The sequence below is a fragment of the Kocuria sp. CCUG 69068 genome, assembly GCF_020833785.1.
Lineage (GTDB): Bacteria > Actinomycetota > Actinomycetes > Actinomycetales > Micrococcaceae > Kocuria > Kocuria rosea.
In genome coordinates, this window is record NZ_PDDL01000057.1 from 1 (window position 1) to 23,061 (window position 23,061).

The 23,061-nt window shown below is 73.6% G+C and carries 24 protein-coding genes; 19 read left to right on the forward strand and 5 right to left on the reverse strand.

From position 1 onward, the window contains the following. The 4 genes from CRM73_RS11625 to CRM73_RS11640 all read left to right on the forward strand — a co-directional run. Nucleotides 1–716, forward strand: a 716-nt coding sequence (locus CRM73_RS11625) for an HAD-IC family P-type ATPase (RefSeq protein WP_229587785.1), incomplete at its 5' end; no start/stop codon positions are given. A gap of 53 nt (nucleotides 717–769) precedes the next feature. After that, the gene (locus CRM73_RS11630) at nucleotides 770–1,441 is read left to right on the forward strand and encodes a DUF305 domain-containing protein (protein WP_017831870.1); all 672 of its coding nucleotides are present in this window, start codon (nucleotides 770–772) and stop codon (nucleotides 1,439–1,441) included. Between the two features lie 79 nt (nucleotides 1,442–1,520). Then, nucleotides 1,521–1,796, forward strand: a complete 276-nt coding sequence (locus tag CRM73_RS11635; RefSeq protein WP_095650687.1) for an SHOCT domain-containing protein — start codon at nucleotides 1,521–1,523, stop codon at nucleotides 1,794–1,796. Continuing rightward, a complete protein-coding gene (locus tag CRM73_RS11640) occupies nucleotides 1,793–3,289 on the forward strand; it encodes a multicopper oxidase family protein (RefSeq protein WP_229587787.1) in 1,497 nt (498 codons plus the stop codon). Before CRM73_RS11635 ends, CRM73_RS11640 begins: the two co-directional genes overlap by 4 nt. Before the next feature lie 78 nt (nucleotides 3,290–3,367). On the opposite strand, the gene CRM73_RS11645 is transcribed toward CRM73_RS11640, so the two are convergent. Together CRM73_RS11645 and CRM73_RS11650 are read right to left on the reverse strand one after the other, a co-directional pair. Beyond that, on the reverse strand, nucleotides 3,368–3,775 hold the full coding sequence (locus CRM73_RS11645) for a four-helix bundle copper-binding protein (protein ID WP_229587789.1): 408 nt from the start codon (nucleotides 3,773–3,775) through the stop codon (nucleotides 3,368–3,370). Between the two features lie 260 nt (nucleotides 3,776–4,035). Continuing rightward, complete coding sequence (locus CRM73_RS11650; RefSeq protein WP_017831874.1) at nucleotides 4,036–4,461, reverse strand: hypothetical protein; 426 nt, start codon at nucleotides 4,459–4,461, stop codon at nucleotides 4,036–4,038. 133 nt (nucleotides 4,462–4,594) lie between these two features. Here CRM73_RS11650 and CRM73_RS11655 point away from each other — a divergent pair, with 133 nt between their 5' ends. From CRM73_RS11655 to CRM73_RS11710, 12 genes are all read left to right on the forward strand, one after another. Further along, nucleotides 4,595–5,410 carry an ATP-binding cassette domain-containing protein gene (locus CRM73_RS11655; RefSeq protein WP_229587791.1) on the forward strand — a complete coding sequence of 272 codons (816 nt, stop codon included), beginning with the start codon at nucleotides 4,595–4,597 and terminating at the stop codon, nucleotides 5,408–5,410. Beyond that, complete coding sequence (locus tag CRM73_RS11660) at nucleotides 5,407–6,180, forward strand: ABC transporter ATP-binding protein (RefSeq protein ID WP_229587793.1); 774 nt, start codon at nucleotides 5,407–5,409, stop codon at nucleotides 6,178–6,180. Before CRM73_RS11655 ends, CRM73_RS11660 begins: the two co-directional genes overlap by 4 nt. A gap of 60 nt (nucleotides 6,181–6,240) precedes the next feature. Next, a complete protein-coding gene (locus CRM73_RS11665) occupies nucleotides 6,241–7,791 on the forward strand; it encodes an ABC transporter substrate-binding protein (protein ID WP_229587795.1) in 1,551 nt (516 codons plus the stop codon). Between the two features lie 20 nt (nucleotides 7,792–7,811). Next, nucleotides 7,812–9,656 (forward strand): ABC transporter permease subunit, encoded by a 1,845-nt coding sequence (locus CRM73_RS11670; RefSeq protein ID WP_229587797.1) that lies wholly within the window; start codon nucleotides 7,812–7,814, stop codon nucleotides 9,654–9,656. Nucleotides 9,657–9,730: 74 nt separating this feature from the next. After that, nucleotides 9,731–10,552, forward strand: a complete 822-nt coding sequence (locus CRM73_RS11675) for a metal ABC transporter ATP-binding protein (RefSeq protein WP_052132750.1) — start codon at nucleotides 9,731–9,733, stop codon at nucleotides 10,550–10,552. After that, nucleotides 10,549–11,466 (forward strand): metal ABC transporter permease, encoded by a 918-nt coding sequence (locus tag CRM73_RS11680; RefSeq protein WP_370658538.1) that lies wholly within the window; start codon nucleotides 10,549–10,551, stop codon nucleotides 11,464–11,466. Before CRM73_RS11675 ends, CRM73_RS11680 begins: the two co-directional genes overlap by 4 nt. Further along, a complete protein-coding gene (locus CRM73_RS11685; protein WP_229587799.1) occupies nucleotides 11,463–11,858 on the forward strand; it encodes a transcriptional repressor in 396 nt (131 codons plus the stop codon). The genes CRM73_RS11680 and CRM73_RS11685 overlap by 4 nt, the downstream gene beginning before the upstream one ends. A gap of 59 nt (nucleotides 11,859–11,917) precedes the next feature. After that, nucleotides 11,918–12,910 carry a metal ABC transporter substrate-binding protein gene (locus CRM73_RS11690; protein ID WP_229587801.1) on the forward strand — a complete coding sequence of 331 codons (993 nt, stop codon included), beginning with the start codon at nucleotides 11,918–11,920 and terminating at the stop codon, nucleotides 12,908–12,910. 135 nt (nucleotides 12,911–13,045) lie between these two features. Then, nucleotides 13,046–14,302, forward strand: a complete 1,257-nt coding sequence (locus CRM73_RS11695) for an MFS transporter (protein ID WP_109244551.1) — start codon at nucleotides 13,046–13,048, stop codon at nucleotides 14,300–14,302. Then, nucleotides 14,286–14,651, forward strand: a complete 366-nt coding sequence (locus CRM73_RS11700; protein WP_229587803.1) for a metalloregulator ArsR/SmtB family transcription factor — start codon at nucleotides 14,286–14,288, stop codon at nucleotides 14,649–14,651. Before CRM73_RS11695 ends, CRM73_RS11700 begins: the two co-directional genes overlap by 17 nt. Nucleotides 14,652–14,703: 52 nt before the next feature. Then, nucleotides 14,704–15,426: a response regulator transcription factor gene (locus CRM73_RS11705; RefSeq protein ID WP_109244549.1), complete on the forward strand. Its 723-nt coding sequence runs from the start codon at nucleotides 14,704–14,706 to the stop codon at nucleotides 15,424–15,426. A 53-nt stretch (nucleotides 15,427–15,479) separates the two neighbouring features. Then, the gene (locus tag CRM73_RS11710; protein WP_095650694.1) at nucleotides 15,480–16,559 is read left to right on the forward strand and encodes a cell wall metabolism sensor histidine kinase WalK; all 1,080 of its coding nucleotides are present in this window, start codon (nucleotides 15,480–15,482) and stop codon (nucleotides 16,557–16,559) included. Nucleotides 16,560–16,582: 23 nt separating this feature from the next. Here CRM73_RS11710 and CRM73_RS11715 read toward each other — a convergent pair whose 3' ends face one another. Beyond that, nucleotides 16,583–17,812, reverse strand: coding sequence for a heparan-alpha-glucosaminide N-acetyltransferase domain-containing protein (locus tag CRM73_RS11715; RefSeq protein WP_369680086.1), 1,230 nt, complete (start codon nucleotides 17,810–17,812; stop codon nucleotides 16,583–16,585). Between the two features lie 471 nt (nucleotides 17,813–18,283). On the opposite strand from CRM73_RS11715, the gene CRM73_RS11720 reads away from it, so the two are divergent. Further along, nucleotides 18,284–19,180 carry a CPBP family intramembrane glutamic endopeptidase gene (locus CRM73_RS11720; protein WP_229587808.1) on the forward strand — a complete coding sequence of 299 codons (897 nt, stop codon included), beginning with the start codon at nucleotides 18,284–18,286 and terminating at the stop codon, nucleotides 19,178–19,180. Here CRM73_RS11720 and CRM73_RS11725 read toward each other — a convergent pair. Then, nucleotides 19,177–20,223, reverse strand: a complete 1,047-nt coding sequence (locus CRM73_RS11725; RefSeq protein ID WP_095650697.1) for a hemolysin family protein — start codon at nucleotides 20,221–20,223, stop codon at nucleotides 19,177–19,179. The genes CRM73_RS11720 and CRM73_RS11725 overlap by 4 nt on opposite strands. Continuing rightward, nucleotides 20,220–21,623, reverse strand: coding sequence for a hemolysin family protein (locus tag CRM73_RS11730; RefSeq protein WP_229587810.1), 1,404 nt, complete (start codon nucleotides 21,621–21,623; stop codon nucleotides 20,220–20,222). Before CRM73_RS11730 ends, CRM73_RS11725 begins: the two co-directional genes overlap by 4 nt. Before the next feature lie 219 nt (nucleotides 21,624–21,842). On the opposite strand from CRM73_RS11730, the gene CRM73_RS11735 reads away from it, so the two are divergent. Both CRM73_RS11735 and CRM73_RS11740 read left to right on the forward strand, forming a co-directional pair. After that, nucleotides 21,843–22,217: a hypothetical protein gene (locus CRM73_RS11735; protein ID WP_109244357.1), complete on the forward strand. Its 375-nt coding sequence runs from the start codon at nucleotides 21,843–21,845 to the stop codon at nucleotides 22,215–22,217. A gap of 187 nt (nucleotides 22,218–22,404) precedes the next feature. Next, nucleotides 22,405–22,944 (forward strand): hypothetical protein, encoded by a 540-nt coding sequence (locus CRM73_RS11740; protein ID WP_229587812.1) that lies wholly within the window; start codon nucleotides 22,405–22,407, stop codon nucleotides 22,942–22,944. The last annotated feature ends 117 nt before the right edge of the window (nucleotides 22,945–23,061 follow it).

Here is a 23,061-nt window from a genome sequence, read left to right on the forward strand (position 1 = left end):
CCGGGACCACCCGTGAGTGGGTGGCGCGCGGCGCCGGGGTGCTCCACGTCCTCCGGGACGGAGCGGTCATCGGCGCCCTGGCCCTGGAGGACAAGGTCCGCCCCGAGTCCCGCGCCGCCGTGGCCGCTCTGCAGGACAGGGGGGTGCGCGTGGCGATGATCACCGGCGACGCCCGCCAGGTCGCCGAGGCCGTGGGCGCCGAGCTGGGCATCGACGAGGTCTTCGCGGAGGTCCTCCCGCAGGACAAGGACACCAAGGTCGTCGAGCTTCAGTCCCGGGGGATGACCGTGGCGATGGTCGGCGACGGCGTCAACGACGCCCCTGCCCTGGCCCGGGCCGAGGTCGGCATCGCCATCGGCGCCGGCACCGACGTGGCCATGGAGTCGGCCGGGGTGGTCCTGGCCGGCAACGACCCGAGGGCGGTGCTGTCGATGATCGAGCTGTCGCGGGCCAGCTACCGGAAGATGATCCAGAACCTGGTCTGGGCCGCCGGCTACAACGTGGTCGCCGTGCCCCTGGCCGCCGGGGTGCTCGCGCCGATCGGGATCGTGCTGTCCCCGGCCGTGGGCGCGGTGCTGATGTCGGCGTCCACCATCGTGGTGGCGCTCAACGCCCAGCTGCTGCGCCGCCTCGACCTCGCCCCGGCCCATCTGGCCTCCGTCGGCACCGAGGACCGCCGGGCCCCCGAGCAGGCCGGCACCGTCCCCGCCCGCTGAACCACCCCGACCCCCGACCCCCGACCCCCGAACCGAAGAGAAGGACACCCACCGTGAAGCGTTCCACCACCCTCACCACCCTCGCCCTGGCCTCGGCCCTCGCCCTGGCCGGCTGCGGCACCAGCGGCGCCCAGGAGGGCGCCGGCACGGACGCGGAGACCGCTGCCCCCGCGGCCTCCGCCCCTGCGGCCACCAGCACCGGTGCGGCCTCCGGCGAGCCGATCGCCGCCGAGCACAACGACGCGGACGTGATGTTCGCCCAGATGATGCTCCCGCACCACGAGCAGGCCGTGGAGATGAGCGAGATGCTGCTGGCCAAGGACGACGTCCCGGCCGAGGTCGCCGAGTTCGCCCAGAGAGTCATCGACGCCCAGGGCCCGGAGATCGAGCGCATGAACGACATGCTCACCGCCTGGGAGGCCGAGCCCCTGGCCGACGCCGAGGACATGGACGGCATGGACCACGGCTCCGGGGCGGGCATGAGCGGGATGATGAGCGAGGAGGACATGTCCGCCCTCGAGGACGCCCAGGGCGCCGGGGCCGCCCAGCTGTACCTGGAGCAGATGACCGTCCACCACGAGGGCGCGGTCGAGATGGCCCAGGACCAGGTCGAGCAGGGGCAGAACCCGCAGGCCGTCGAGCTCGCCCGCCAGGTGGTCGCAGACCAGGAGGCGGAGATCGCCGAGATGGAGCAGATGCTCCAGGAGCTGCCGGACGGTTCCTGACCGCCCCGGTGACCGGCGTCGTCGCACTCGTGCGGCGCTCTGCAGGAAGCAACGAACCGATCGATGAAGGAGGACCGCGATGATGTGGGGCGACGGCATGGGAGGGGGCATGGGCTGGATGTGGATCTTCTGGCTCCTGCTGATCGTGGGCACGGTGGTGCTGGTCGTCGTGCTCGTGAAGCTGCTCACCGGGAACTCGGGCGGCGGGACCCGGCAGGGCGGTAGCGCCCCGCCGCCGACGGGCGCGGGTCCGCGCCGGTCCCGGGAGATCCTCGAGGAGCGCTACGCCCGCGGGGAGATCAGCACCGAGGAGTACCGGGAGCGGCTGCGGACCCTGGAGGAGGGCGACCGGTGAGCCCGCTGACCCGCCGGCAGCTGCTGGCCCTGGGCGCGGCCGGCGCCGGCGCCGCGGCCGTGGGCGGGGCCGGGCTGTGGTGGACCGGCGGCGGGGGCGAGGCCCTCGGCGGCGGCCGGGAGCTGCTGCAGCCCGAGGTGCTGTCCAGCCGGGACGGGGCCCTGGACCTGGCCCTGGAAGCCGCCCCCGCCCGGGTGCGGATCGGGGCGCGCACCGCGCACGTGCAGGCGTTCAACGGCTCCCTGCCCGGGCCCACCCTGCGGGTCCGCCCCGGCGACACGCTCCGGGTGGCGATGACCAACGGCCTGGACGACCCGACGAACCTGCACGTGCACGGTCTGCACGTCTCCCCAGAGGGCAACGGGGACAACCCCTTCGTGAGCATCGCCCCCGGGGACTCCTTCGACTACGAGTTCGCCCTCCCGGACGACCACACGCCGGGCACCTACTGGTACCACCCGCACCACCACGGGCACGTGGCCGACCAGCTCGCCGCCGGGCTCTACGGGGCCATCGTGGTCGAGGACCCCGACCCCGTCCCGGTGGCCCGGGAGCGGGTGCTGGTGATCTCCGACCTCACCCTGGACGCCTCCGGCAACCTCGCCGAGGTCTCCCCGCCGGAGCAGATGATGGGCCGGGAGGGACAGAGCGTGCTGGTCAACGGTCAGGTCCGTCCCGGGGCCACCGCGGCACCCGGGGAGCGGGAACTGTGGCGGGTCGTCAACGCCTGCCCGGCCCGGTTCCTGCGCCTGAGCCTGGACGGGCAGGGCCTGCGGCTCTCCGGCCGTGACGTCGGCCGGCTGCCCGAGGCGCTCGAGGTCACCGACGTGACCCTGGCGCCGGGCAACCGGGTGGAGCTGCTGGTGGACGCCCGGGCTGGCACCTCCGTCCTGGTGGCCACCCCGGTGGACCGCGGCAGCATGGACGGAATGATGGGCGGGGCCATGCCGGGGGACGGCCCCGGCAACGACGAGCCGATCGAGCTGCTCACCCTGGAGGTCACCGGGGACCCGGTCGAGCCGGCCGGGCCCGTGCCCGCCGGGCCGGCGCTGCGGGACCTGCGCGAGGAGCCGGTCGAGGCCCGGCGCACCCTGGACTTCGCCATGGGCATGGGCATGGGCATGGGCATGGGCGGGATGATGGGCGGCATGCGCGGCCCCGGGCAGATGATGTCCTTCACGATCGACGGCCGGGAGTTCGACGCCGGGCGCACCGACCAGCGGGTCCGGGTGGGCACCGTGGAGGAGTGGACCCTGACCAACTCCAGCCCCATGGACCATCCGGTGCACCTGCACGTGTGGCCGATGCAGGTCGTGGCCGAGGCGGGCCGCGAGGTCTCCGGGCCGCAGTGGCAGGACGTGGTCAACGTCCCGGCCTTCGGGGAGGTGACGGTCCGGGTGGCCTTCGACGACTTCGCCGGCCGCAGCGTCTACCACTGCCACATCCTCGACCACGAGGACCTCGGCATGATGGGCACTCTCGAGGCCCGCTGAGGTCCGCTGAGGCCCGGCGAGAGTGGGGAAGCCCGGTGCGCGGATCCGCGCCGCGCCCGGACCGGCGCCCCGCCGGGCTCAGCCCATCGAGGCGAGGAGGTCGGCGCAGGCCTGCTCGCAGCGGCGGCAGGCCTCGGCGCAGACCTTGCAGTGCTCGTGCATCCCGGCGTGCTCGGCGCATTCGTCCCCGCAGGCCTTGCACGCGGTGCGGCACGCCTCGAGCAGGGCCCGGCCGACCTCGGCGTTGTTGCCGGTCTGACGGGAGAGTGCCTTGCCGGTGGCGGCGCAGACGTCGGCGCAGTCGAGGTTCTTGCGGATGCACTCGGTCAGCTCCGCGACCATGTCCTCGGCCAGGCAGGCGTCGGCGCAGGCGGTGCAGGTCTGGGCGCACTCGAAGCACGCCGCGATGCACTCGGCCAGCTTCTGCCGGTCGATGTTCCCCAGGTCCTTCGGGTAGGTCTCGAGCATCGAGGTCACGTGGGTCATGGTCTCGCTCCTTCGTCCGTCCTGCCGTGGTGCGGACCGGTCGGAACCGGACCGCCGTGCAACCGACAGTAAACTGCCGATCCGGCGTCGTGAAGTCCTGGGCGTTGAAGATTCCGTGAAGAAACCCCCGGCCACGGAGGGGGCGGACGAACCGGTCGGCGCCGGCCGCCGCTGCCGGTCACGCCGGGGCCGTCTCTCCGTCTCCGGCGCGTGCTCCGGCCTCGCCGAGCCGAGCGTCCCGCCTCCGCCGCGCTGACGGCTCAGCGGGTGCGGCGGGACACGGCGGGCGGGGGGCCGAAGCCGCTCACGGCGTCCCGCAAGGACGGCGGTGCGCCGTGCTCGGGCTGGTGGATCCGCTGCGGGCCGCCGGAGGCGACCCAGCGGTTCAGCGCCTCCGCCCGCTGGACGTCCTCCAGCCCGCTCAGCCACACGGTGGGACCCACGTGCCCGCTGGGCCCGTCCCGCCGTGCGACGGCGACCAGCGCGGCCATCTCGCACCGGCCCAGGCACGGGGACGAGATCAGGACGGCCCCGGCCGTGCCCCTGACCACCTCCTGGAGGTCCTCCGCCTGCTCGGCGGTCCCGGTCATCCGGCGCAGGCCGGCGCACCGGTGACCCTGGCAGACCGCGACCAGGGGACCGCTGGCGTCGGTGCTGGTCCTGCGCGGGGCGCTCTTGCGGGTCATCGGGTGCCCTCCTGGGTCGGCGAACGAGGTGGCGGGCCGGCGGCTCCTAAACGCGCTGCCGCCGGTTTTGTTGTTGAGAATGAAACTCATTACCATGAGAACTCGTTGAGACCGGTTTTGGCAAGGGGGAAGCATGCGCGGTGCGACCGGAGTGGACGTGCGGGGGCTCGACGTGGCCCTGGCCGGACGGCCGCTGCTGCAGGGTGTGGGCTTCCAGGTGCCGCCCGGTCGGCGGGTCGCCCTGCTCGGCGCCTCGGGCTCGGGGAAGTCCCTGACGGTGCTGGCCCTGCTGGGTCTGCTCGGACACCACGTCGACGTGCAGGGCTCCCTGCGGGTCGCCGGCCGTGAGCTGCCGTGGCGGCAGGCTCCCGGGCGGCGTCCGGGAATGGCCGCGGTCTTCCAGGACTCCCAGGCCGCGCTGAACCCCGTGGTGTGCCTGGACCGGCAGCTGCTGCCCGCCGTGGCCCGCCGGCGCCGGCTCGGTGCGGCGGCCGCCGGCCGGGTCGTGGCGGATCTGCTCCGCGAGGTCGGCTTCGAGGACCCGGCGCGGATCCTGCGGGCCCACCCCTCCCAGCTGTCGGGCGGGCAGCGGCAGCGGGTGTGCCTGGCGCTCGCCATGGCCGCCGCCCCGGACCTGCTGGTGGCCGACGAGCCGACCACGGCGCTGGACATGATCAGCCAGCGCCACGTGGTCGAGGCCCTGCGCCGGTGCACCGGCGCAGGGCGCGGCGGGCTGCTGTTCGTCACCCACGACCTGGCGGTCGCCGCCGACCTGTGCGACGACGTCGTCGTCCTGGACCGGGGACGGGTGGTCGAGTCCGGCCCGATCCAGCAGGTGGTCCGATCGCCGCAGGCGCCCTTCACCGCGGCCCTGGTCGAGGCGGCCCGCACCGGCCTCCGGTCCGCCGCGGCTCCGCCGGCTGCCGCCCCGCTGGGCGTGGCCCCGTGAGCCGGGCGGCGGAACCCGCCGCACTGCACGGTGTCGGACTCAGCAGAAGCTACGGCACGCGCTCCGGCGCCGTGGCCGCGGTGCGCGATGTCGACCTCGCGGTGCGCGAGGGGGAGTCGCTGGGCCTGGTCGGCCCCTCCGGATCGGGCAAGTCCACGCTGCTGTCCCTGCTGCTGGGCGTCGAGCGCCCGGACCGGGGCGAGATCCTCTTCGACGGTGTTCCCCTGGCCGGCCGGCAGCGGATCCAGCGGGCCAGGCAGGCCGTGCAGTACGTCCCGCAGGACCCCGCGTCCAGCCTGGACCCGCGGTGCAGCGTCGAACGCCAGCTGCGGGAACCGCTGCGCCGCTTCCGCATCGCGGGCGACCACGCCCGAATGGTCCGGGACGCCCTGGAACGGGTCGGCCTCGGCGCCGAGCACCTGGGCCGGCGCGCCCACGAGCTCTCCGGCGGTCAGGCCCAGCGCGTGGCGATCGCCCGGGCCCTGGTGACCCGGCCGCGGATCCTCCTGGCCGACGAGGCGGTCAGCGGCCTCGACCTGCCGCTGCGCCACCAGGTGCTGGACCTGCTCCAGGAGCAGCACGTCCAGGAAGGACTGGGGCTGCTGTTCGTCTCCCACGACCTCACCGCGGTCCGCTTCCTGTGCCACCGCGCGCTGGTGCTCGACCACGGACAGGTGGTGGAGGAGGGCCCCGTCGACCGGCTGCTCGAGACGCCGCGCCACCCGACGACGCAGGAGCTGGTGAATGCGGTTCCGCGCCTGGCCCCCTGAGCCGGCGGCCGCACCATCCCTGTCACCCACCACCGATCACCACACCGAAAGGGCCTCCTGATGCCACCTCGCCCCTCCGCTTCCCGTCCCGCCGCTCGCCGCACCGGCCTCGGCCTCGCCGCGGTCAGCCTGCTGCTGCTCACCGGCTGCTTCGCCGAGGGCTCCGGCACCTCCTCCGCCGGGGGAGCCGGCGGCTCGACCGGCGCCCGGATCGAGCTCGCCATGCTGCAGCCGCCGCGCTCGGGGCTGTCCCCGCTGAGCGACGACGCCTTCAAGCTCTCCCGCTGGTCCACCGCCGAGACCCTGGTCCGGCTGGACGAGGCCGGGGACGCCCAGCCGATGCTGGCCACCGCGTGGGAGCAGCTCGACGACACCACCTGGTCCTTCACGATCCGGGACGGCGTCACCTTCCACGACGGCACCGAGCTCACCGCGGAGAACGCCGCCGCCTCCCTGGCCCGGGCGGTGGAGGCGGAGCCGGCCCCGCGCATCCTCGACGGGGTGGAGATGAGCGTGGCGGCCGAGGGCGACACCGTGCGGGTCACCACCGCCGGGACCGACCCGCTGGTCCCGCAGCGGCTGTCCAGCCCGCAGCTGTCGGTCCTGGCCCCGGCCGCCTACGAGGGCGCCGCCGTGACCCCGGTGGGCCACGGCACGGGTCCGTTCGAGCTCACCGCCGTGGACGGCACCTCCGGGGCCACCCTGGAGCGCTACGACGACCACTGGGCCGGTGCCGCGGCGGCGGCCGGCATCGACGTGTCCTTCGTGCCCGACAGCATCGCCCGGGCCGCCGCGCTGCGCACCGGCGAGGCCGACGTCGTCGAGGCCGTGCCCGTGGGCCAGGCCGCCCAGGCCGAGGAGGACCTCCTCGAGGAGGTGCCGATGCCGCGCACCAACACGCTCTACCTCAACACCGAGGACGGGCCGTTCGCCGACCCCGCCCTGCGCGCCGCCGCCCGGGAGGCCCTGGACCCGCAGCGCATCGTGGACGGGGTCTACGAGGGCCGGGCCGACGTGGCCGCGGGACTGCTGGGCCCGGCGATCCCCTACGCCGCGGAGGGCCGGGACACCGACGCCTACCGCGAGGCGCTGGCCGACCGCGCCGAGTCCGGGGACCCGGCCGGGCGGAAGATCACCATCGGCACCTTCACCGACCGGGCCGAGCTGCCCGAGGTCGCCGTCCAGCTCCAGCAGCAGCTCGAGGCCGCCGGCTTCGAGGTGGAGCTCGAGGTGCGCGAGTACCAGTACATCGAGGCCGACGCCCTGGACGGCGACTTCGACGCCTTCATCCTCTCCCGCGCCACGGTGCTCGACTCGGGGGACCCGGTGGCCTACATGGTCAGCGACTTCGGCTGCGAGGGCTCGTTCAACCTCTCCCGGTTCTGCTCCGGGGCCGTCGACGACGCCCTGACCGCCGCGGAGCAGGCCGCTCCCGGCGAGGAGCGCCAGGAGGCGATCATGGCCGCCGAAGCGGCGATCCTGGCCGAGGACGCGGCGATCCCGATGCTCCACGAGCGCGTCATCCAGGGTGAGCAGGACGGCGTGGAGGGCGCGGTCCGCGATCCGCGCGAGCGCGAGCTGATCACGGCCGAGACCGCCGTCTCCGAGTGACGGGCCGAGTGACGGGCCGAGTGAGGGGACGGGGAGGGGCTGCGGCCCTGATCTCCCGCGCCGCGGCCTTCGCCGCCGTCGTCCTGCTGATCGGGGCCCTGCCGTGGCTCTCGGGCAGCAGCCCGGAGTACACGGTGCTGCGCGCCCGCTACGCGGACCGGCCGGCCACCCCGGAGGTGCTGGCCCAGATCCGGACCGAGCTGGGCCTGGACGGCGGCCCGGTGGCCGTCTTCGCCGACTGGGCGTCCGGCGTCCTCACCGGGGACCTCGGCACCTCCTGGATCAGCGGGCGCCCGGTCCTGCCCGGCGTCCTGGAGTCCATGGGGGTGTCCCTGACGCTGATGGGCGCGGCCCTGCTCGTCGCCCTGCTCGTGGCCGCCGTGACCTGTGTGCCCACCGTCCGCAGCGGGCTCGCCGGGCGCCCCGTCCGCGGGGCCGGGGCGGCGGCCGCCGCGCTGACCGCGCTGCCGGAGTTCCTGCTGGCGGCGGTGCTGCTGATCGTCGTGGCCGTCTGGGCGGGCTGGCTCCCGCCCTACGGATGGCAGGGGCCCGAGCACGTGGTGCTCCCGGCCCTGGCGCTCGGCCTGCCCGGGGGCGGGCTGATCGGCCGGCTGCTCTCGACCGCCCTGGCCGGCGCCTTCACCGAGCGCTGGGTGCACACCTGGGCCGTGGCCGGGCACTCCCGGCCGCGGATCGCGCTCGCGGCGCTGCACCGGGCCCTGCCCGGGGTGATCGGGCAGATCGCCCTCGTCGTCGTCGGGCTCACCGGCGGCGCGGTGCCGGTCGAGGAGGTCTTCGCGATCCCCGGCCTGGGCCGGACTTTGCTCGGGGCCGCGGCGGCCCAGGACATCCCCGCCCTGCAGGCGGGGATCCTGCTCCTGCTCGTGCTCGCCGCGCTGTGCGGGGCCCTGGCCGCCCTGGCCCGCCGGGCGCTGCTGGGGCCGGCCGCCCGCTCCGGGGACCTGCCCGTCCCCGGGCCGCCCTCGGGGCGGCGCCGGGCGTGGTGGACGGTGCCGGCCGTCTCGGGGGCCCTGCTGCTGGGACTCGTCGTCGCCGGACTGCTCCGGGACCCCTACGCCTCCGCCCACGGGCGGCTCGAAGCGCCCTCCTGGGCGCTCCCGCTCGGGGCCGACGCGTCCGGCCGCGACGTCCTGGCCCGTGTGGGCCACGGCGCCCTGGACACCCTGGGCCTGGCCCTGGTCGTGGTCGCCGCCTGCCTGGTCATCGGTCTGGCCGTCGGGATGACCGGGACGTGGTCCACCGGGCCGGTCGAGGTCACCAACGCGGCACCGCCGATCATCGCCGGCATCCTCGTCGTGGCGGTCGCCGGCCCCTCCCCGGCCGGGGCCGCCCTGGCCGTCACCCTGGTGAGCTGGGCACCGCTGGCCGCCCACACCGCCGCCCTCGTGGCCGAGATCTCGGCCCGGCCCTACGTCCGGGTGCTGCCCCTGCTCGGCGTGGGCCGGACCCGCATCCTGGCCGGGACCGTCCTGCCCACCCTGCTGCCGGAGGTGACCCGGCACGCGGTCCTTCGCCTGCCCGGCACCGCCCTCGCCATCGCCGGCCTCGGCTTCCTGGGCCTGGGGCAGCAGCCGCCGGCCCCGGAGTGGGGCCTGCTGCTGGCCGAGGGCATCGGCTACGTCGAGCGCGCCCCCTGGACCGTGCTCGGCCCCGCGGGGGCCCTGGTCCTGGCCTCCGTCCTGGCGGTCTCCCTCTCCAACGCCGACGTCGCGAGGCGGACGGCCCGTCCCGGGCCGGGGCCTGCTGAGACGGGACCTGCCGCCACGGCGTCTCCTGCCGCGCTGTCCGTTCCGCGCCGGGGGGAGGGCGCCGTGCGGTCCGCCGCGCAGCCGGCGCGGCGCTGATCCCGGCGGCACCGGTCCGCCGCGGAACCGGTGCCGAATTGACCATCGTTCTCATTTTCTTGAGAATGGCTCTCATGAAACTTCGATCCACGCCGGAGGCACCGGCCCCCGCGGACCGCTCGGCGATCCGCACGGAGGACCTCACCGTGGTCCTCGGCGCCACTCCGGTGCTGCGCGGGGTGGACCTCGCCGTGGCCGAGGGCGAGGCCGTGGCCCTGATGGGCGGCAACGGCTCCGGGAAGTCGACGCTCATCAAGTCCCTGCTCGGCATCGTGCCCGTCGACTCCGGCGAGGCCCGGCTGTTCGGCGCCGACGTCACCGGCGCGCGCCGTGCCGTGCCGTGGTCGCGCATCGGCTACGTCCCCCAGCGCGTCGGCGTCGGCGCCGGGGTGCCGGCCACCGCGCTCGAGGTCGTGGCCTCGGGGCTGACGGGACACCGGCGCCTCCGCCCCGGCCCCGGGGCCCGGCGCGCGTGCCTCGACGCCCTGGAACAGGTGGGACTGGCCGACCGGGCGCGCGAGAGCGTGGCGATCTTCTCCGGCGGCCAGCAGCAGCGGGTGCTGATCGCCCGGGCGCTGGTGCGACGGCCCCGGCTGCTGCTGCTGGACGAGCCCCTGTCCGGGGTGGACCAGGTCTCCAAGGAGGCCATGGCCCGCATCCTGGCGCAGCTGCAGGCCGACGGCACCACGCTCCTGGTGGTGCTGCACGAGCTGGGCGAGCTGGCCCCCCTGCTGGACCGCGCCGTGGTGCTGCGCCACGGGCGCATCGTCCACGACGGCAGCCCTCCGCTGCCGGCCCCCGGGCACGACGCCCCCGACCACGAGCACCTGCACCCCCACGGGGACGAGCACTCCGCCGTCCCGACCGCCCCCGATCTCCACGGAAAGCCCCAGTGACCATGCTCGAGACCCTCGCCGCCATGCTGGCCAGTCCGCTGATGCAGCGCGGTCTGCTGATCGCCGCCCTCGTGGGCGTCTCCGCGCCGGTCATCGGCACCTACCTCGTCCAGCGGCGCCTGGCCCTGCTCGGCGACGGCATCGGCCACGTCGCCCTGACCGGGGTGGCCATGGGCTGGCTGGCCGGCTCCGCGGCCGGGCTCACACCGCACGACGCCCTGGCCGTGCCCGGGGCGGTGGTCGCGGCCATCATCGGCGCGGTGCTCATCGAGGTGATGCGCACCAAGGGACGCACCAGCGGCGACGTGGCGCTGGCCCTGCTGTTCTACGGCGGCATCGCCGGCGGCGTGCTGCTCATCGGGCTGGCCGGCGGCACGTCGGCGAACCTCACCGGCTACCTCTTCGGGTCCATCGCCACCGTCACTCCTCTGGACGTCTGGCTCACCGCCGGGCTGGCCGCGGTGGTCCTCGGCCTCGGGCTCGGACTGCGCCCGGCGCTGTTCTCCCTGTGCCACGACGAGGAGTTCGCCCTCGCCACCGGTCTGCCGGTGCGGGCGCTGAACATCATGGTGGCCGTCATGGCCGCCCTGACCGTCTCCGTGTCGATGCGCGTGGTCGGCGTCCTCCTCGTCTCCGCCGTGATGATCGTCCCGGTGGCCGTGGCCCAGCTGGTCACCCGCTCCTTCGCCGGGACCATGGGGACGGCCATGGCCGTCGGGATCGGCGTCTGCGTGACCGGCCTCTCCATCACCTACTTCCACCCGCTGTCTCCCGGGGCCACGATCGTGGTGCTGGCCATCGCCTGCTACGTGCTGGCGCTGCTCCTCCGCCCCCTCCTGGGGCGCGCCCGGCGCCACGGCGGACCGGACCGCCTCCACGACGTCGAGGACGACCTCCAGCTGCGAGGAGCGTGACCGTGTCCCGGACCACCCGGCAGCGCTCCGCCCTGGCCGAGCTGCTCGAACGGACTCCCGAGTTCCGCTCCGCCCAGCAGCTCCACGCCATGCTGGGGGAACAGGGGGAGTCGGTCTCCCTCGCCACCGTCTACCGCAACCTCAGCGCCCTGGCCGAGGCCGGGGAGGTCGACGCCCTCGCCGCCCCCGGCGGGGAGACCCGGTACCGCCGGTGCCGGCGCACCGAGCACCACCACCACCTGGTGTGCCGCCGCTGCGGCCGCACCGTGGAGGTGGCCGAGACCGCCGTCGAGCGGTGGGCCGCCCAGACCGCCCGCCGGCACGGGTTCACCGAGGTCTCCCACGCCATCGAGCTCCACGGGACCTGCGAGGCGTGCCGGCACGACGCCTGAGGGTCGGCCCATCGCGGCCGTTTTGACAATGATTCTCAGATTGACTGAGAATTGTTCTCATGACCCTGTCGCGTGCCCTCGCCGTCCCGCTGTCCCTGACCGCCGCTCTCGCCCTGTCCTCCTGCGCCTCCGGCTCGGGCGACCCGTCGGCCGCCGGCGGGGGATCGAGCGGGACCCTGAGCGTGCAGGCCTCCTTCTACCCGCTGCAGTACGTCACCGAGCGCGTCGGCGGGGACCTCGTGCAGGTGGACTCGTTGACCCCCGCCGGGGCCGAGCCGCACGACCTGGAGCTGTCCCCGGCCGCCGTCGACGGACTGCGCACCGCGGACGCCGTGGTGTACCTCTCCGGTTTCCAGCCGGCGGTCGACGACGCCGTAGCCCAGGCCGCCCCCGAGCACGCCCTCGACGCGGTGCACGCCGGGGTGGAGGGCGAGGAGGCCCACTCCGCCGAGGAGCACGGGGCCGCGGAGGAGTCCCACGGCGGAGAGGCGCACAGCGAGGAGGCGCCCGCCGGTGACGACGGCCACGGCCACGGCGGGGAGGACCCGCACTTCTGGCTGGACCCGGACCGGCTGGCCGCGGTGGCCGCGGAGGTCTCGCACGAGCTGGCCGAGGTCGACCCGGACAACGCCGCGGCCTACGAGTCCAACGCCGAGGAGCTGGCCGAGGAGCTGGCCGCCCTGGACGAGGAGTTCACCGAGGGGCTGGCCACCTGTGAGCGGGACACCATCGTGGTCTCCCACGACGCCTACGGGTACCTGGCGGACAAGTACGACCTCGAGCAGGTGGCCATCTCTGGGCTCGACCCCGACACCGAGCCCTCCCCGGCCCGGCTGGCCGAGATCGGCAAGGTGGTCGAGGCCGAGGGCGTCACCACCGTGTTCTCGGAGTCCCTGGTCAACCCGAAGGTCGCCGAGACCCTGGCGGCCGAGCACGGGATCGAGACGGCGGTCCTGGACCCGGTGGAGAACCAGTCCGACGAGAACGCCGACTACCAGCAGGTCATGCGCAACAACCTCGAGGCACTGCGCACCGCGCTGGACTGCGCCTAGGAGCAGGAGCAGGGGCGGCCCGGTCCGCCCCGTGCCCCGGCCCACCGGCCCTCCGTGCGACGGGCGGTCATGAGCGACCGGCCCCTGCTACCGTAGACGTGCATATCAGCGCACGTGTGCACGCAAAGGGGTCCCATGCTGACCGTTCTGGGGAACAGGGTCTATCGGCGGCTGTTCACCGCCCAGGTGGTGGCGCTGCTCGGCACCGGTCTGCTGACCGTGGCACTGGGCCTGCTGGCCTTCGACCTGGCCGGAGCCCGCGCCGGGGCGGTGCTGGGCACGGCACTGGCGATCAAGATGATCGCCTACGTGGGAGTGGCCCCCGTGGTCAACGCCGTGGTGGCCCGTCTGCCTGTGAAGCCGGTCCTGATCGGCGCCGACATCGTCCGGGCGGCGATGGCCCTGTGCCTGCCGCTGATCAGCGAGGTGTGGCAGGTCTACGCGGTGGTGTTCGTGCTGCAGGCGGCCTCGGCGACCTTCACCCCGGCGTTCCAGTCGGTGATCCCGGCGGTGCTGCCGCGGGAGCGGGACTACACGAGCGCCCTGTCCCTCTCGCGGCTGGCGTACGACCTGGAGGCGCTGGTCAGCCCGGCACTGGCCGCGGTGGCGCTGAGCGTGCTCAGCTACCACGACCTGTTCCTGGGCACCGCCGGAGGTTTCGTGGTCTCCGCTGTGCTGGTGCTCGCCGCAGCGCTGCCGGCAGGGGCGGCCGGGCCCGGAGAGCAGGGGTCCGTATGGTACCGGACCACTCTGGGGGTGCGGATCTTCTGGAGCAGCCCGCACCTGCGCTCCCTGCTGGCCCTGGACCTCGCGGTGGCGGCCCCGACCGCCCTGGTGCTGGTGAACACGGTGGTCTACGTCCGCGAGGTGATGGGGCGTCCCGAGACGGATCTGGCGGTCGCCCTCGCGGCCTTCGGCATCGGGTCCATGGTGGTGGCGCTGTGCGCTCCCGCGGCGCTGGAGCGGTTCGGCAACCGGCTGGTGATGCTCACCGGCGCGGGCACCATCCCGCCGGTGATGCTGGCCACCACGATCCTGTCCTTCCGGGCCGGCGCGGACACCGGGTGGTGGGCGCTGCTGGGCCTGTGGACGCTGCTGGGCGCGGCCACCTCGGCGGTGCTCACGCCCTCGGCCCGCCTGCTGCGCGACGCCGCGGACGAGGCCACCCGGCCGTACGTGTTCACCGCCCAGTTCTCCCTCTCCCACGCCTGTTTCATCCTCACCTATCCGGTGGCCGGGTGGATCGGCGCCTCCTCGGGGCTGGGCTGGTCGGCGGCCGTGCTGACGGTGGTCGCCGCCCTCGGGGCCGGTGCCGCGGCCGTCTCCTGGCCGCGGCACCCGCCGCGCGCCATCGCGGTGGGGGAGGATGGGAACCGTGAACACCACGACTGAGACCAGCGCGGGCGCCGCGTCCCTGCGTCACGAGGTGGATCCGGGCCCGGAGCACCTGGCGGCCGCGAGCACGACGCTGCGGATGCTGGCCGAGCCGACACGCCTCCACCTGCTGTGGCTGCTGACCAACGGACCCCGCAGCGTCACGGAGCTCACCCGGGCCACGGGGGCGCCCCGCACCGTGGTGAGCCAGCACCTGGCCAAGCTGCGGCTGTCCGGGATGGTCGGGACGCACAAGGACGGCCGGCACGTGATCTACTCCGTGCCCGACGGGCACCTGGTCCGCCTGATCCGCGAGATCGTCAACCACGCCGACCACCGGATCACCGGAGAACCCGTCCACGACTGACCCGCGCCCTGCCGCCCGGTCCTGGACGGGCGGCCCTGACGAAGGAGCCGACATGCCCCCACCGCCTACGGGCCGCGTCCTGGTGGTCGACGACGAGGTCGACCTCGCGCAGCTGGTCGCGGAGTATCTGCGCAAGGCCGGGCTGGACGTCGCGGTGCGCCACGACGGCACGGAGGCGGTCGCCGCGGTGCGGGAGTACGCGCCGGACGTGCTGGTGCTCGACCTGGGGCTGCCGGGGATCGACGGGATCGAGGTGTGTCGTCAGGTGCGGACCTTCTCGGACTGCCACGTGCTGATGCTCACCGCCCGCGACGACGAGGTCGACAAGATCGTGGGCCTGTCGGTGGGAGCCGACGACTACGTGACCAAGCCGTTCAGCCCGCGCGAGCTCGTGGCCCGGGTCCAGGCCATGCTGCGCCGGGTGCGCACCCGCCCCGTCCCGGCGCCCGCGGAGCCGGCGGGCCAGGACCAGGGTCTGGTGATCGGGGACCTGGTGGTGGACGAAGCCGCCCGGGAGGTGCACCTGGCCGGGGAACCGGTCCTGTTGACCCGGATCGAGTTCGATCTGCTGGCGGCCCTCGCCGCCCACCCGAATCTGGTGCTCTCGCGCCGGCAGCTGGTGGAGACGGTCTGGGACACCGCCTGGACCGGGGACGCGCACCTGGTGGACGTGCACATCGGGCGGATCCGCAAGAAGCTGGCCGATACGGCCGCCTCCCCGAGGTTCATCCACACCATCCGCGGGGTCGGCTACCGGATGGGCACCGGGCGATGAGCACCATGGTCTCGAACCGTACCCGTCCCTGGGGGCCGCTGACCGTTCGGCTGATGCTGGCCCAGACCGCGGTGCTGCTGATCGGGCTGCTCATCGTGGTCGTGACCGCGGTGCTGATCGGGCCGAACATGTTCTACCAGGAGCTCATCGACGTCGGGCACGCCGACGAGGCCGAGGGGCTGGTGCACCTGGAGGACGCCTTCCGCTCGGTGAGCCTCACAGCCCTGGCCATCGGGGGGCTGCCGGCGCTCTACATCGCCGGGATGCTCACCTACTACCTCTACCGCACCATCAGACGGTCCCTGGCCGCTTTCAGCACGGCGGCGGGTGAGGTCGCGGCGGGCAACTACGAGGTGCGGGTGACCTCGGCGAAGCTGGGCCCGGAGTTCGACTCCCTGGCCTCCTCCTTCAACGAGATGGCCGCCAAGCTCAGCGCGGTGGACACCACCCGGCGCCAGATGCTCGCTGATCTCGCCCACGAGATGCGCACCCCGCTGGCCAGTCTCAAAGGACACCTGGAGGGCATCGAGGACGGGGTGGTCGCCCTCGACGAGCACACCATCGGGATCCTCTCCGCCCAGATCGCCCGCCTGGAGCGGCTGGCCCGCGACATCCGTCAGCTCACCGCCGCCGAGGAGGGCATGACGCGCCTCCAGCTCACCCCCCAGGACCCGCAGCACCTGGCGGCCCAGGCGGTCGCGGCGATCGAGCCTGACGTGATCGGCAAAGGTGTATCGATCACCTCGGTGAGCACAGGTATGGAGGTGACGGAAGTGCCGTTGGATCCGGAGCGGATGGGCCAGGTGCTGAGCAACCTGCTGGAGAACGCCCTGCGCCACACCCCGCCCGGGGGCACCATCGTCCTGCGCACCGACCACACCCCCGAGGCGGTCACCTACACGGTCACCGATTCGGGGGAGGGCATCAGCGACGAGAATCTTCCGCACGTCTTCGAGCGCTTCTACCGCGCGAACACCGGCCGGGAGGCCCACCGCGGAGGCTCGGGGCTGGGCCTGGCGATCAGCAAGGCCCTGGTCGAGGCTCAGGGCGGGACCCTGGAAGCCACCAGTGCAGGCCCCGGACGCGGAGCCAGCTTCCGCATCAGTCTGCCTCGCCCCCGGCTCACCGACTGAGCCTCAGGAGGGGCCAGTGGCGGCTACCGGTCCGGGGTGCCGGGGCCGCTGTGGAGCACTGCCCGGCGGGTGCCCTTCACGGACAGCCCGATCACCCGTTCCAGCGGTCCCTGGCCCAAGGCCCGGTGCCAGGCCACCGCGAACAGGGCCGCGACCACCAGGTGGATGACGTACCAGAGATAGGGCTGGTCGTAGTGAGCCTCAAACGACAGGGCCACCAGGTGAGCGGTGTACAGGGTCAAGGTCATGACCCCCATCGCGGCCAGCGGCAGCAGCCACGCCTCGGCCTTGCGGGCGATCAGCAGCAGCGCCCCGAGCACGGCCAGGCTGACGCCGAGGCTGGCCGCGATGGCCAGCGGGGTGTTGGTGTGCGGGGTGGCGATCGCCAGCCACCACACCGTGGAGGTCGGCAGGGAGTCCGGTCCCCAGATCAGGACCTCAGCCAGTTCCTCCTCACCAAAGGAGGAGGCCTCCAGCAGCCGCTGGTAGCCGCCGAAGGCGTAGAGCAGGAAGTAGGAGGTGGCCCGGGCGAAGATCGCGATCCCGATGCCGGTCACCAGCAGCCGGATCTGGACCTCCTGCTTGCGCAGGTTCAACCGGCCCAGCCCCATCCCCACCAGCAGGTACGTCATGTACGGCAGAGCCGGGTAGGACCCGGTCAGCAGCAGCTGGGAGGCCGTGGCCCCGGGCTCGGTGACGAGAGTGCTCAGCGTCGGGTTGTAGGAGCTCCAGGCGGGCAGCTGGTCGAGAAGGCCCTGCATCAGCAGCGGGGACACCACCCCGAAGACCGCCGCGGAGGCGAAGAGTACCTTCGGCCCCGCGTGCAGGAACGGGATCGCCAGCAGGAAGAACACCCCGTAGTAGAGCAAGATGCTGTAGGCCGGCGGGTCCTCGGGCATCAGGGCGCCGATCCACAGCCCCACGATCGCGATCAGCACCGCACGCACGGCCAGCCCGATCCGGTCGGCGGTCATCGCCTTTCCCTCGTGCGGGTGGCGTCCCCCGGAGGTCAGAGCCAGCCCGACCCCGGCCAGCAGGGCGAACAGGGCCGCGGAGTCCCCGGAGAACACCCGCCAGGTGAAGCTGGCCTCCCCGGTCTCCTCGTTCCAGGAGGGCAGGATGTGGATGGCCATCAACCCGATCAGCGCCAGCCCCCTCGCCGCATCGATCCCAACCAGCCGGCGCGTGGGCCGGATCAGTGCATCGTCGAGTCCCCCTGGATCGGTTTTCTCCGCTCGTGACATCGCGCTCATGACTCCCCCTGATCAAGCCGGCCCTTCCCGGGCCGGTCGCAGTGTGCGGCCCGTCGGGACCGCGACCATGGCCCCGGGGTGTCCGGGGCCGATCTGACTTCAGGGTCTCGTCCACGTTCGACGCCCACCTCGCGGGATCCTCAAGATTCCGTCAAGACTTCGCGGGTGTCCCGCTGTGCTGGGCCCGACGGCGGCCGGGACCGGCAGCGGCTTGATGCGGATCGAGACCCTCCCGGTCGAAGGCCGTCAACAGGACCGTCGCCGTGTTCACGTCACAGATCCGCGGGGACGTCCACGGGTGTAGGTGCCGGTCACCGGCGGGGACTAATGTGACTGTCCCAGGCCGGGGACCCTCCCGGCCGCAGGCGGAGAAGGCCCGGACATGCTGACCGACACCGCATCTCCGAACGTGCAGTCACCCCGGACCGTGCGGGATCGGCCCGCGCAGGCCGCCGCTTCGAGGACCCGGCGATGAACACGGACAGGGGCTCCCTCCACCGCGTGGTGTGGCCTGTCTTCCTCGTGGCCGCCCTGTTGTTGCTCGGCGTCGGCAACCAGGTCCTCTACGGGATCGCCGTCCCGGCGGCGGCCCTGGCCCTGCTGCTCGCCGTCCCCGGCCCCCGCCCTCGCTGGGTCCTACACGTGGACCGGCTGGACCTGGCCGTGGTGGCCGGGCTCTACCTCGGGGTCGTGGCCCTGTTCTGGCTCGCTTTCCGGGTGTACACCCAGCAGAACACCCTGGGCCTGTTCCTGTGCTTCGCCGCCGGGATGCTGCTCGGCGTGGTGGGCCCGGTCGTCTACACCACCTGGATCCGCGGCCGGAGCCTGTCCGAGCTCGGCTTCAACCGCGACGATCTCGGACAGGCCCTCGCCCTGGGCACGGCCCTGGCGGCCGTCCAGTTCGGGCTCACGCTGTGGGGCTACGACCTGCCGCGACCGGTGGACTGGGTGCCGCTGCTGGCACTGTCGCTGACCGTCGGGCTCTTCGAGGTCGTCTTCTTCCGAGGCTTCGTGCAGACCCGCCTGGAAGCCGGGTTCGGGTCCGTGGCCGGCATCGGCGGGTCCGCCCTGCTGTACGCCGCCTACCACGTCGGGTACGGCATGGGCGGTTCCGAGATGCTCTTCCTCCTCGGGCTCGGGGTGGTCTACGCGGTCGCCTTCGCCGTGGTGCGCAACATCGTCGTCCTGTGGCCGCTGCTGGTGCCCCTGGGATCGTTCTACAACAACCTGCAGGGCGGTGACATCACGATGCCCTGGGCGGCGATCCTCGGCTTCGCCGACGTCCTCGGCGTCATGCTCGCCGCCCTCTGGCTGGCGGCGAGGCACGAGCGCCGACGGAAACAGGAGGTCCCGACCCGCGGGCCCTAGCCGACCCGGAGCGTGCGGCTGTCGTCGCGGATCTGCCCGACGAGCTCCTCGAGCATGTCCTCCAGGGTGACGATGCCCTCGGTCCTGCCGCGCTCGTCGAGCACGAGGCCGAGGTGGGCCCCGGAGTTCTGCATCAGGGCCAGGGCCCGGCGCAGGGGCATGTCCCGGTCGATCGTGGGCAGCGCGCGGATCAGGGACGGGTCGATCGGGGTGTCCCGGGCGTCCTCGTCGATCTCGATCAGGTCCTTGATGTGCACGTACCCGGCGAGCTCCCCGAAGACGTCGAAGATGGGGAACCGGGAGAACCCGCCGGAGGCCACCGTCTCGGCCTGGGCGGGGGTGACCCCGGCGGGCAGGGTGGTGACCCCGTCCAGCGGGATCACGATCCCGGTCACGCTGCGCTGCTCGAAGGTCAGGGCCCCGAGCAGCAGCCGCTCGTCGTTGGCCTCCAGCAGACCGCCGTGGCGGGACTCCTCGACCAGGGCCGCGACCTCGTCACGGGTGAACACCGAGGTGACCTCGTCCTTGGGCTCCACCTTCAGCAGCCGCAGGATTACGTTGGCGACGCCGTTGAGCAGCCACAGCAGCGGGCGCAGGGCGGTGACGATGCCCACCAGGACGGGGGCCAGGACCATCGCCATGCGCTCCGGCCCGGCCAGGGCGATGTTCTTGGGCACCATCTCCCCGAACACCACGTGCAGGTAGGTCACCAGGGACAGGGCGATCGCGAAGGCGATCGGGTGCACGAAGGCCTCCGGGACGCCGATCGCGGCGAAGGGCACCTCCAGCAGGTGGGCGATGGCCGGTTCGCTGATGTAGCCCAGGGCCAGGGAGCAGATGGTGATGCCCAGCTGTGCGCCGGCCATCATCAGCGAGACGTTCTCCATGGCCCCCAGGGTCACCTTCGCGGCCCAGGACCCGGACAGCGCCCTGGGCTCGATGATGGTGCGGCGGGCGGAGATCAGGGCGAACTCCGCGCCGACGAAGAACGCGTTGGCGCCCAGGAGCACCACGGTCAGGATCAGGCCGGTGACCTCGCTCATCGGACGGACTCCTTCTGGTGGGCGGGCACTTCCACGGCGCGGTCCTCCGCGCCGTCCTCGGGTGCCGTCCCGTCACCGGGGCGGTGGACGCGGGCGTGCACCGCGGTGATGCGGTGGACGTCCAGCGCGGTGACCTCGAAGGTGATCGTGGCCTCCGGTTCACCGGGCGCGGGGGCGGCCGCCACCGTGACCCGGTCCCCGACCTCGGCCAGTCGGCCCAGGTGCAGGGTCACGAGCCCGGCGAGGGTCTCGTAGTCCTCGTGCTCGGGGACCGCCGCGCCGAGGTGCTCGGCCGCCTCGTCCGGGCGCAGCGCCGCGGAGAGGTCCCAGGACCCGTCCGGCTCCACCGTGACGGGCTCCGGCTCGGGGTCGTGCTCGTCGCGCACCTCTCCGACGAGCTCCTCGACCAGGTCCTCCAGGGTGACCAGCCCGGCGGTGTCGCCGAACTCGTCGATCAGCACCGCCATCTGCAGGCCCCCGGCGCGCAGGGTGTCCATCAGCTCGTCCAGCTCCACCGTGTCCGGGACGAAGGTCACCTCGTCCATGACCGTTCCCACGGTAACGGCGTTCCGCTCGCGGTAGGGCACGGCCAGGCCGTGGCGCACGTGCACCTGGCCCAGGACCGCGCCCTCGTCCGCGTCGAGGACGGGGAAGCGGGAGTGCCCCGAGGCCTTGGCCGCGGCCAGCAGCTCGTGCACGGACGCGTCCGGGGCCAGGGTGGTCATCTGACCCCGGGGGGTCATCACGTCGTGGGCGCGGCGGTCGCCGAAGGCGAAGGAGCGCTCGACCAGCTCGGCGGTGGCCGCGGCCAGCGCCCCCCGCTCGGCGGAGTGGCGCACCAGCCCGGCGAGCTCCTCGGGGGAGCGGGTCGAGGCCAGCTCCTCCTGCGGCTCCACCCCGAGGGCGCGCACGATGCGGTTGGCGTTGCCGTTGAACAGCCGGATCGGCCAGGCCAGAGCTCTGGTGAAACCGCGCTGGAACCCGCTCACCGCACGCGCGGTGGCCAGCGGCTTGGAGATGGCCAGGTTCTTGGGCACCAGCTCCCCGAAGATCATGGTCAGGCCGGTCGCCAGCACCAGCGCCAGCACGATGGAGGTGGAGCGGGCCGCCACCGGGGACAGCCCGGCGTCGGTGAGCGGGCCCACGATCAGGGCGGCGATGGCCGGCTCGGCCAGGAAGCCGATGCCCAGGTTCGTCACGGTGATGCCCAGCTGCGCTCCGGAGAGCTGCGTGGACAGGGTCTTCATCGCCCGCAGCACCCCGCCCGAACGGCGGTCACCCGTGGCCGCTGCGGCCTCGACGTCGTTGCGGTTGACGGTGATCAGCGAGAACTCGGCGGCCACGAAGGCCCCGCAGGCGGCGATCAGGGCCACCCCGAGGAGGATCGACAGGACTTCCATCAGCCCCACCACCTCGTCACATCTGCACGGCCCGAAGGCCGGGGTCTGTCACAGGGCGCGTCGCAGTGGGCGCTCATGATCTCCGTATCTCACTCGTGCACAGGGCGGTCCAGCAACAGGGCCGCAGGAACCAGGAAATCTAGCAATCCCAGCCGGGAGAAGGCTGGGAAAGATGAAAGGCGGATGAGAACCGGCGCAGCCCGCCAGTAGGCTCGGGCCGTGACCGGACTCAGTGGAGCGGCCCTGCTCGAGGTGCTCAGCGCCGCCGCGACCAACGCCGGTCTGGCCCTGGTGGCGGCGGCCGTGATCATCCGCTGCCTGCACGCCCGGTGGCACCGGACCGAGGCGATCCACATCCTCCGGGACGAGGCGCACTGCCTGCGCTGGCACACCACGCGCTACGAGATCCACGAGGAGCCCTGGCACCACCCGCCGGTGCCCGTCCCTGCTCACGGGGCCGAGGTGGTCGTCTGGTTCCACTCCCGGCACCCCGAGCAGTGGAGACTGAGCACCCCGCACCGCCCGGTCTGGGTGCTGGCGGTCCTCGGGGCGGGCCTGGTGCTCCTGGGACTGCTGATGCCGGTGCTGCCGTAGGCCGCGTCCGCCTCGTGCCGCGGTCCGCTTCCTCCCGGCGAGGCTCTCCGCCTCCACCACGGCTCCCGGGGCCGCGCCGAGCGGGGTCGTCCCACGACCGGGCGGCGGCGGCGTAGCGTAGAGCGTCCGGGCGCGACCGCCCCGTCGTCGTCCCACCGCCCCGCCGCCCCGCTAGGAGACATCACCCGTGGAACCCCTGCTGCTGGAGCCCCTCACCCGCTTCCTGACCGTGGAGCACGCCGCGGACCTCACCGGGCTGGCCGCGCGCATCCCGGGCTCGGGGTTCCTCTGCTTCTACCCCAACGACGAGGAGTACACGGGCTTCGTCGACGGCACGGGCCGGCTGTGGCTGCGCGGCGACGACGCCACGCCCGCCCGGGAGCTGCTGGAGGTCCTCGAGCCGCCGTTCCGCATCGCCTATCCGGTGGCCCCGGCCGTCACCGGCGACGAGGAGGCGGTCGTCTCCGCCGGGGTGCTCCAGACCCCCGAGGAGCTGGAGGCCTACCGGGCCCGCTTCGCCGACGTCGAGGGCGAGGCGGACCTCGACCACCAGGCCCACGCCGTGGACGCGGCCGGCCAGCACTGGACCCTCATGGCCGGCACCGAGCCGGGGGAGGTGCTCGCCATGTGCTTCGGCCGGGACGAGGCGGGGGTGCCCTTCTCCGAGCAGACCACCTTCACCGCCGAGTCCCTGCCCCTGCCGGTCACCGTGGTGGAGCTCGACTGACCGCCGGCCCCTCGGTGACGGGGGCCGGTGCCGCTCCCCGGGTGTGACGGGTCAGGCGGCGTGCGGGACCGCGCCGGTCCGCGCCGGTCCGCGCCGGCGCGCCAGCGGCCGCCAGCG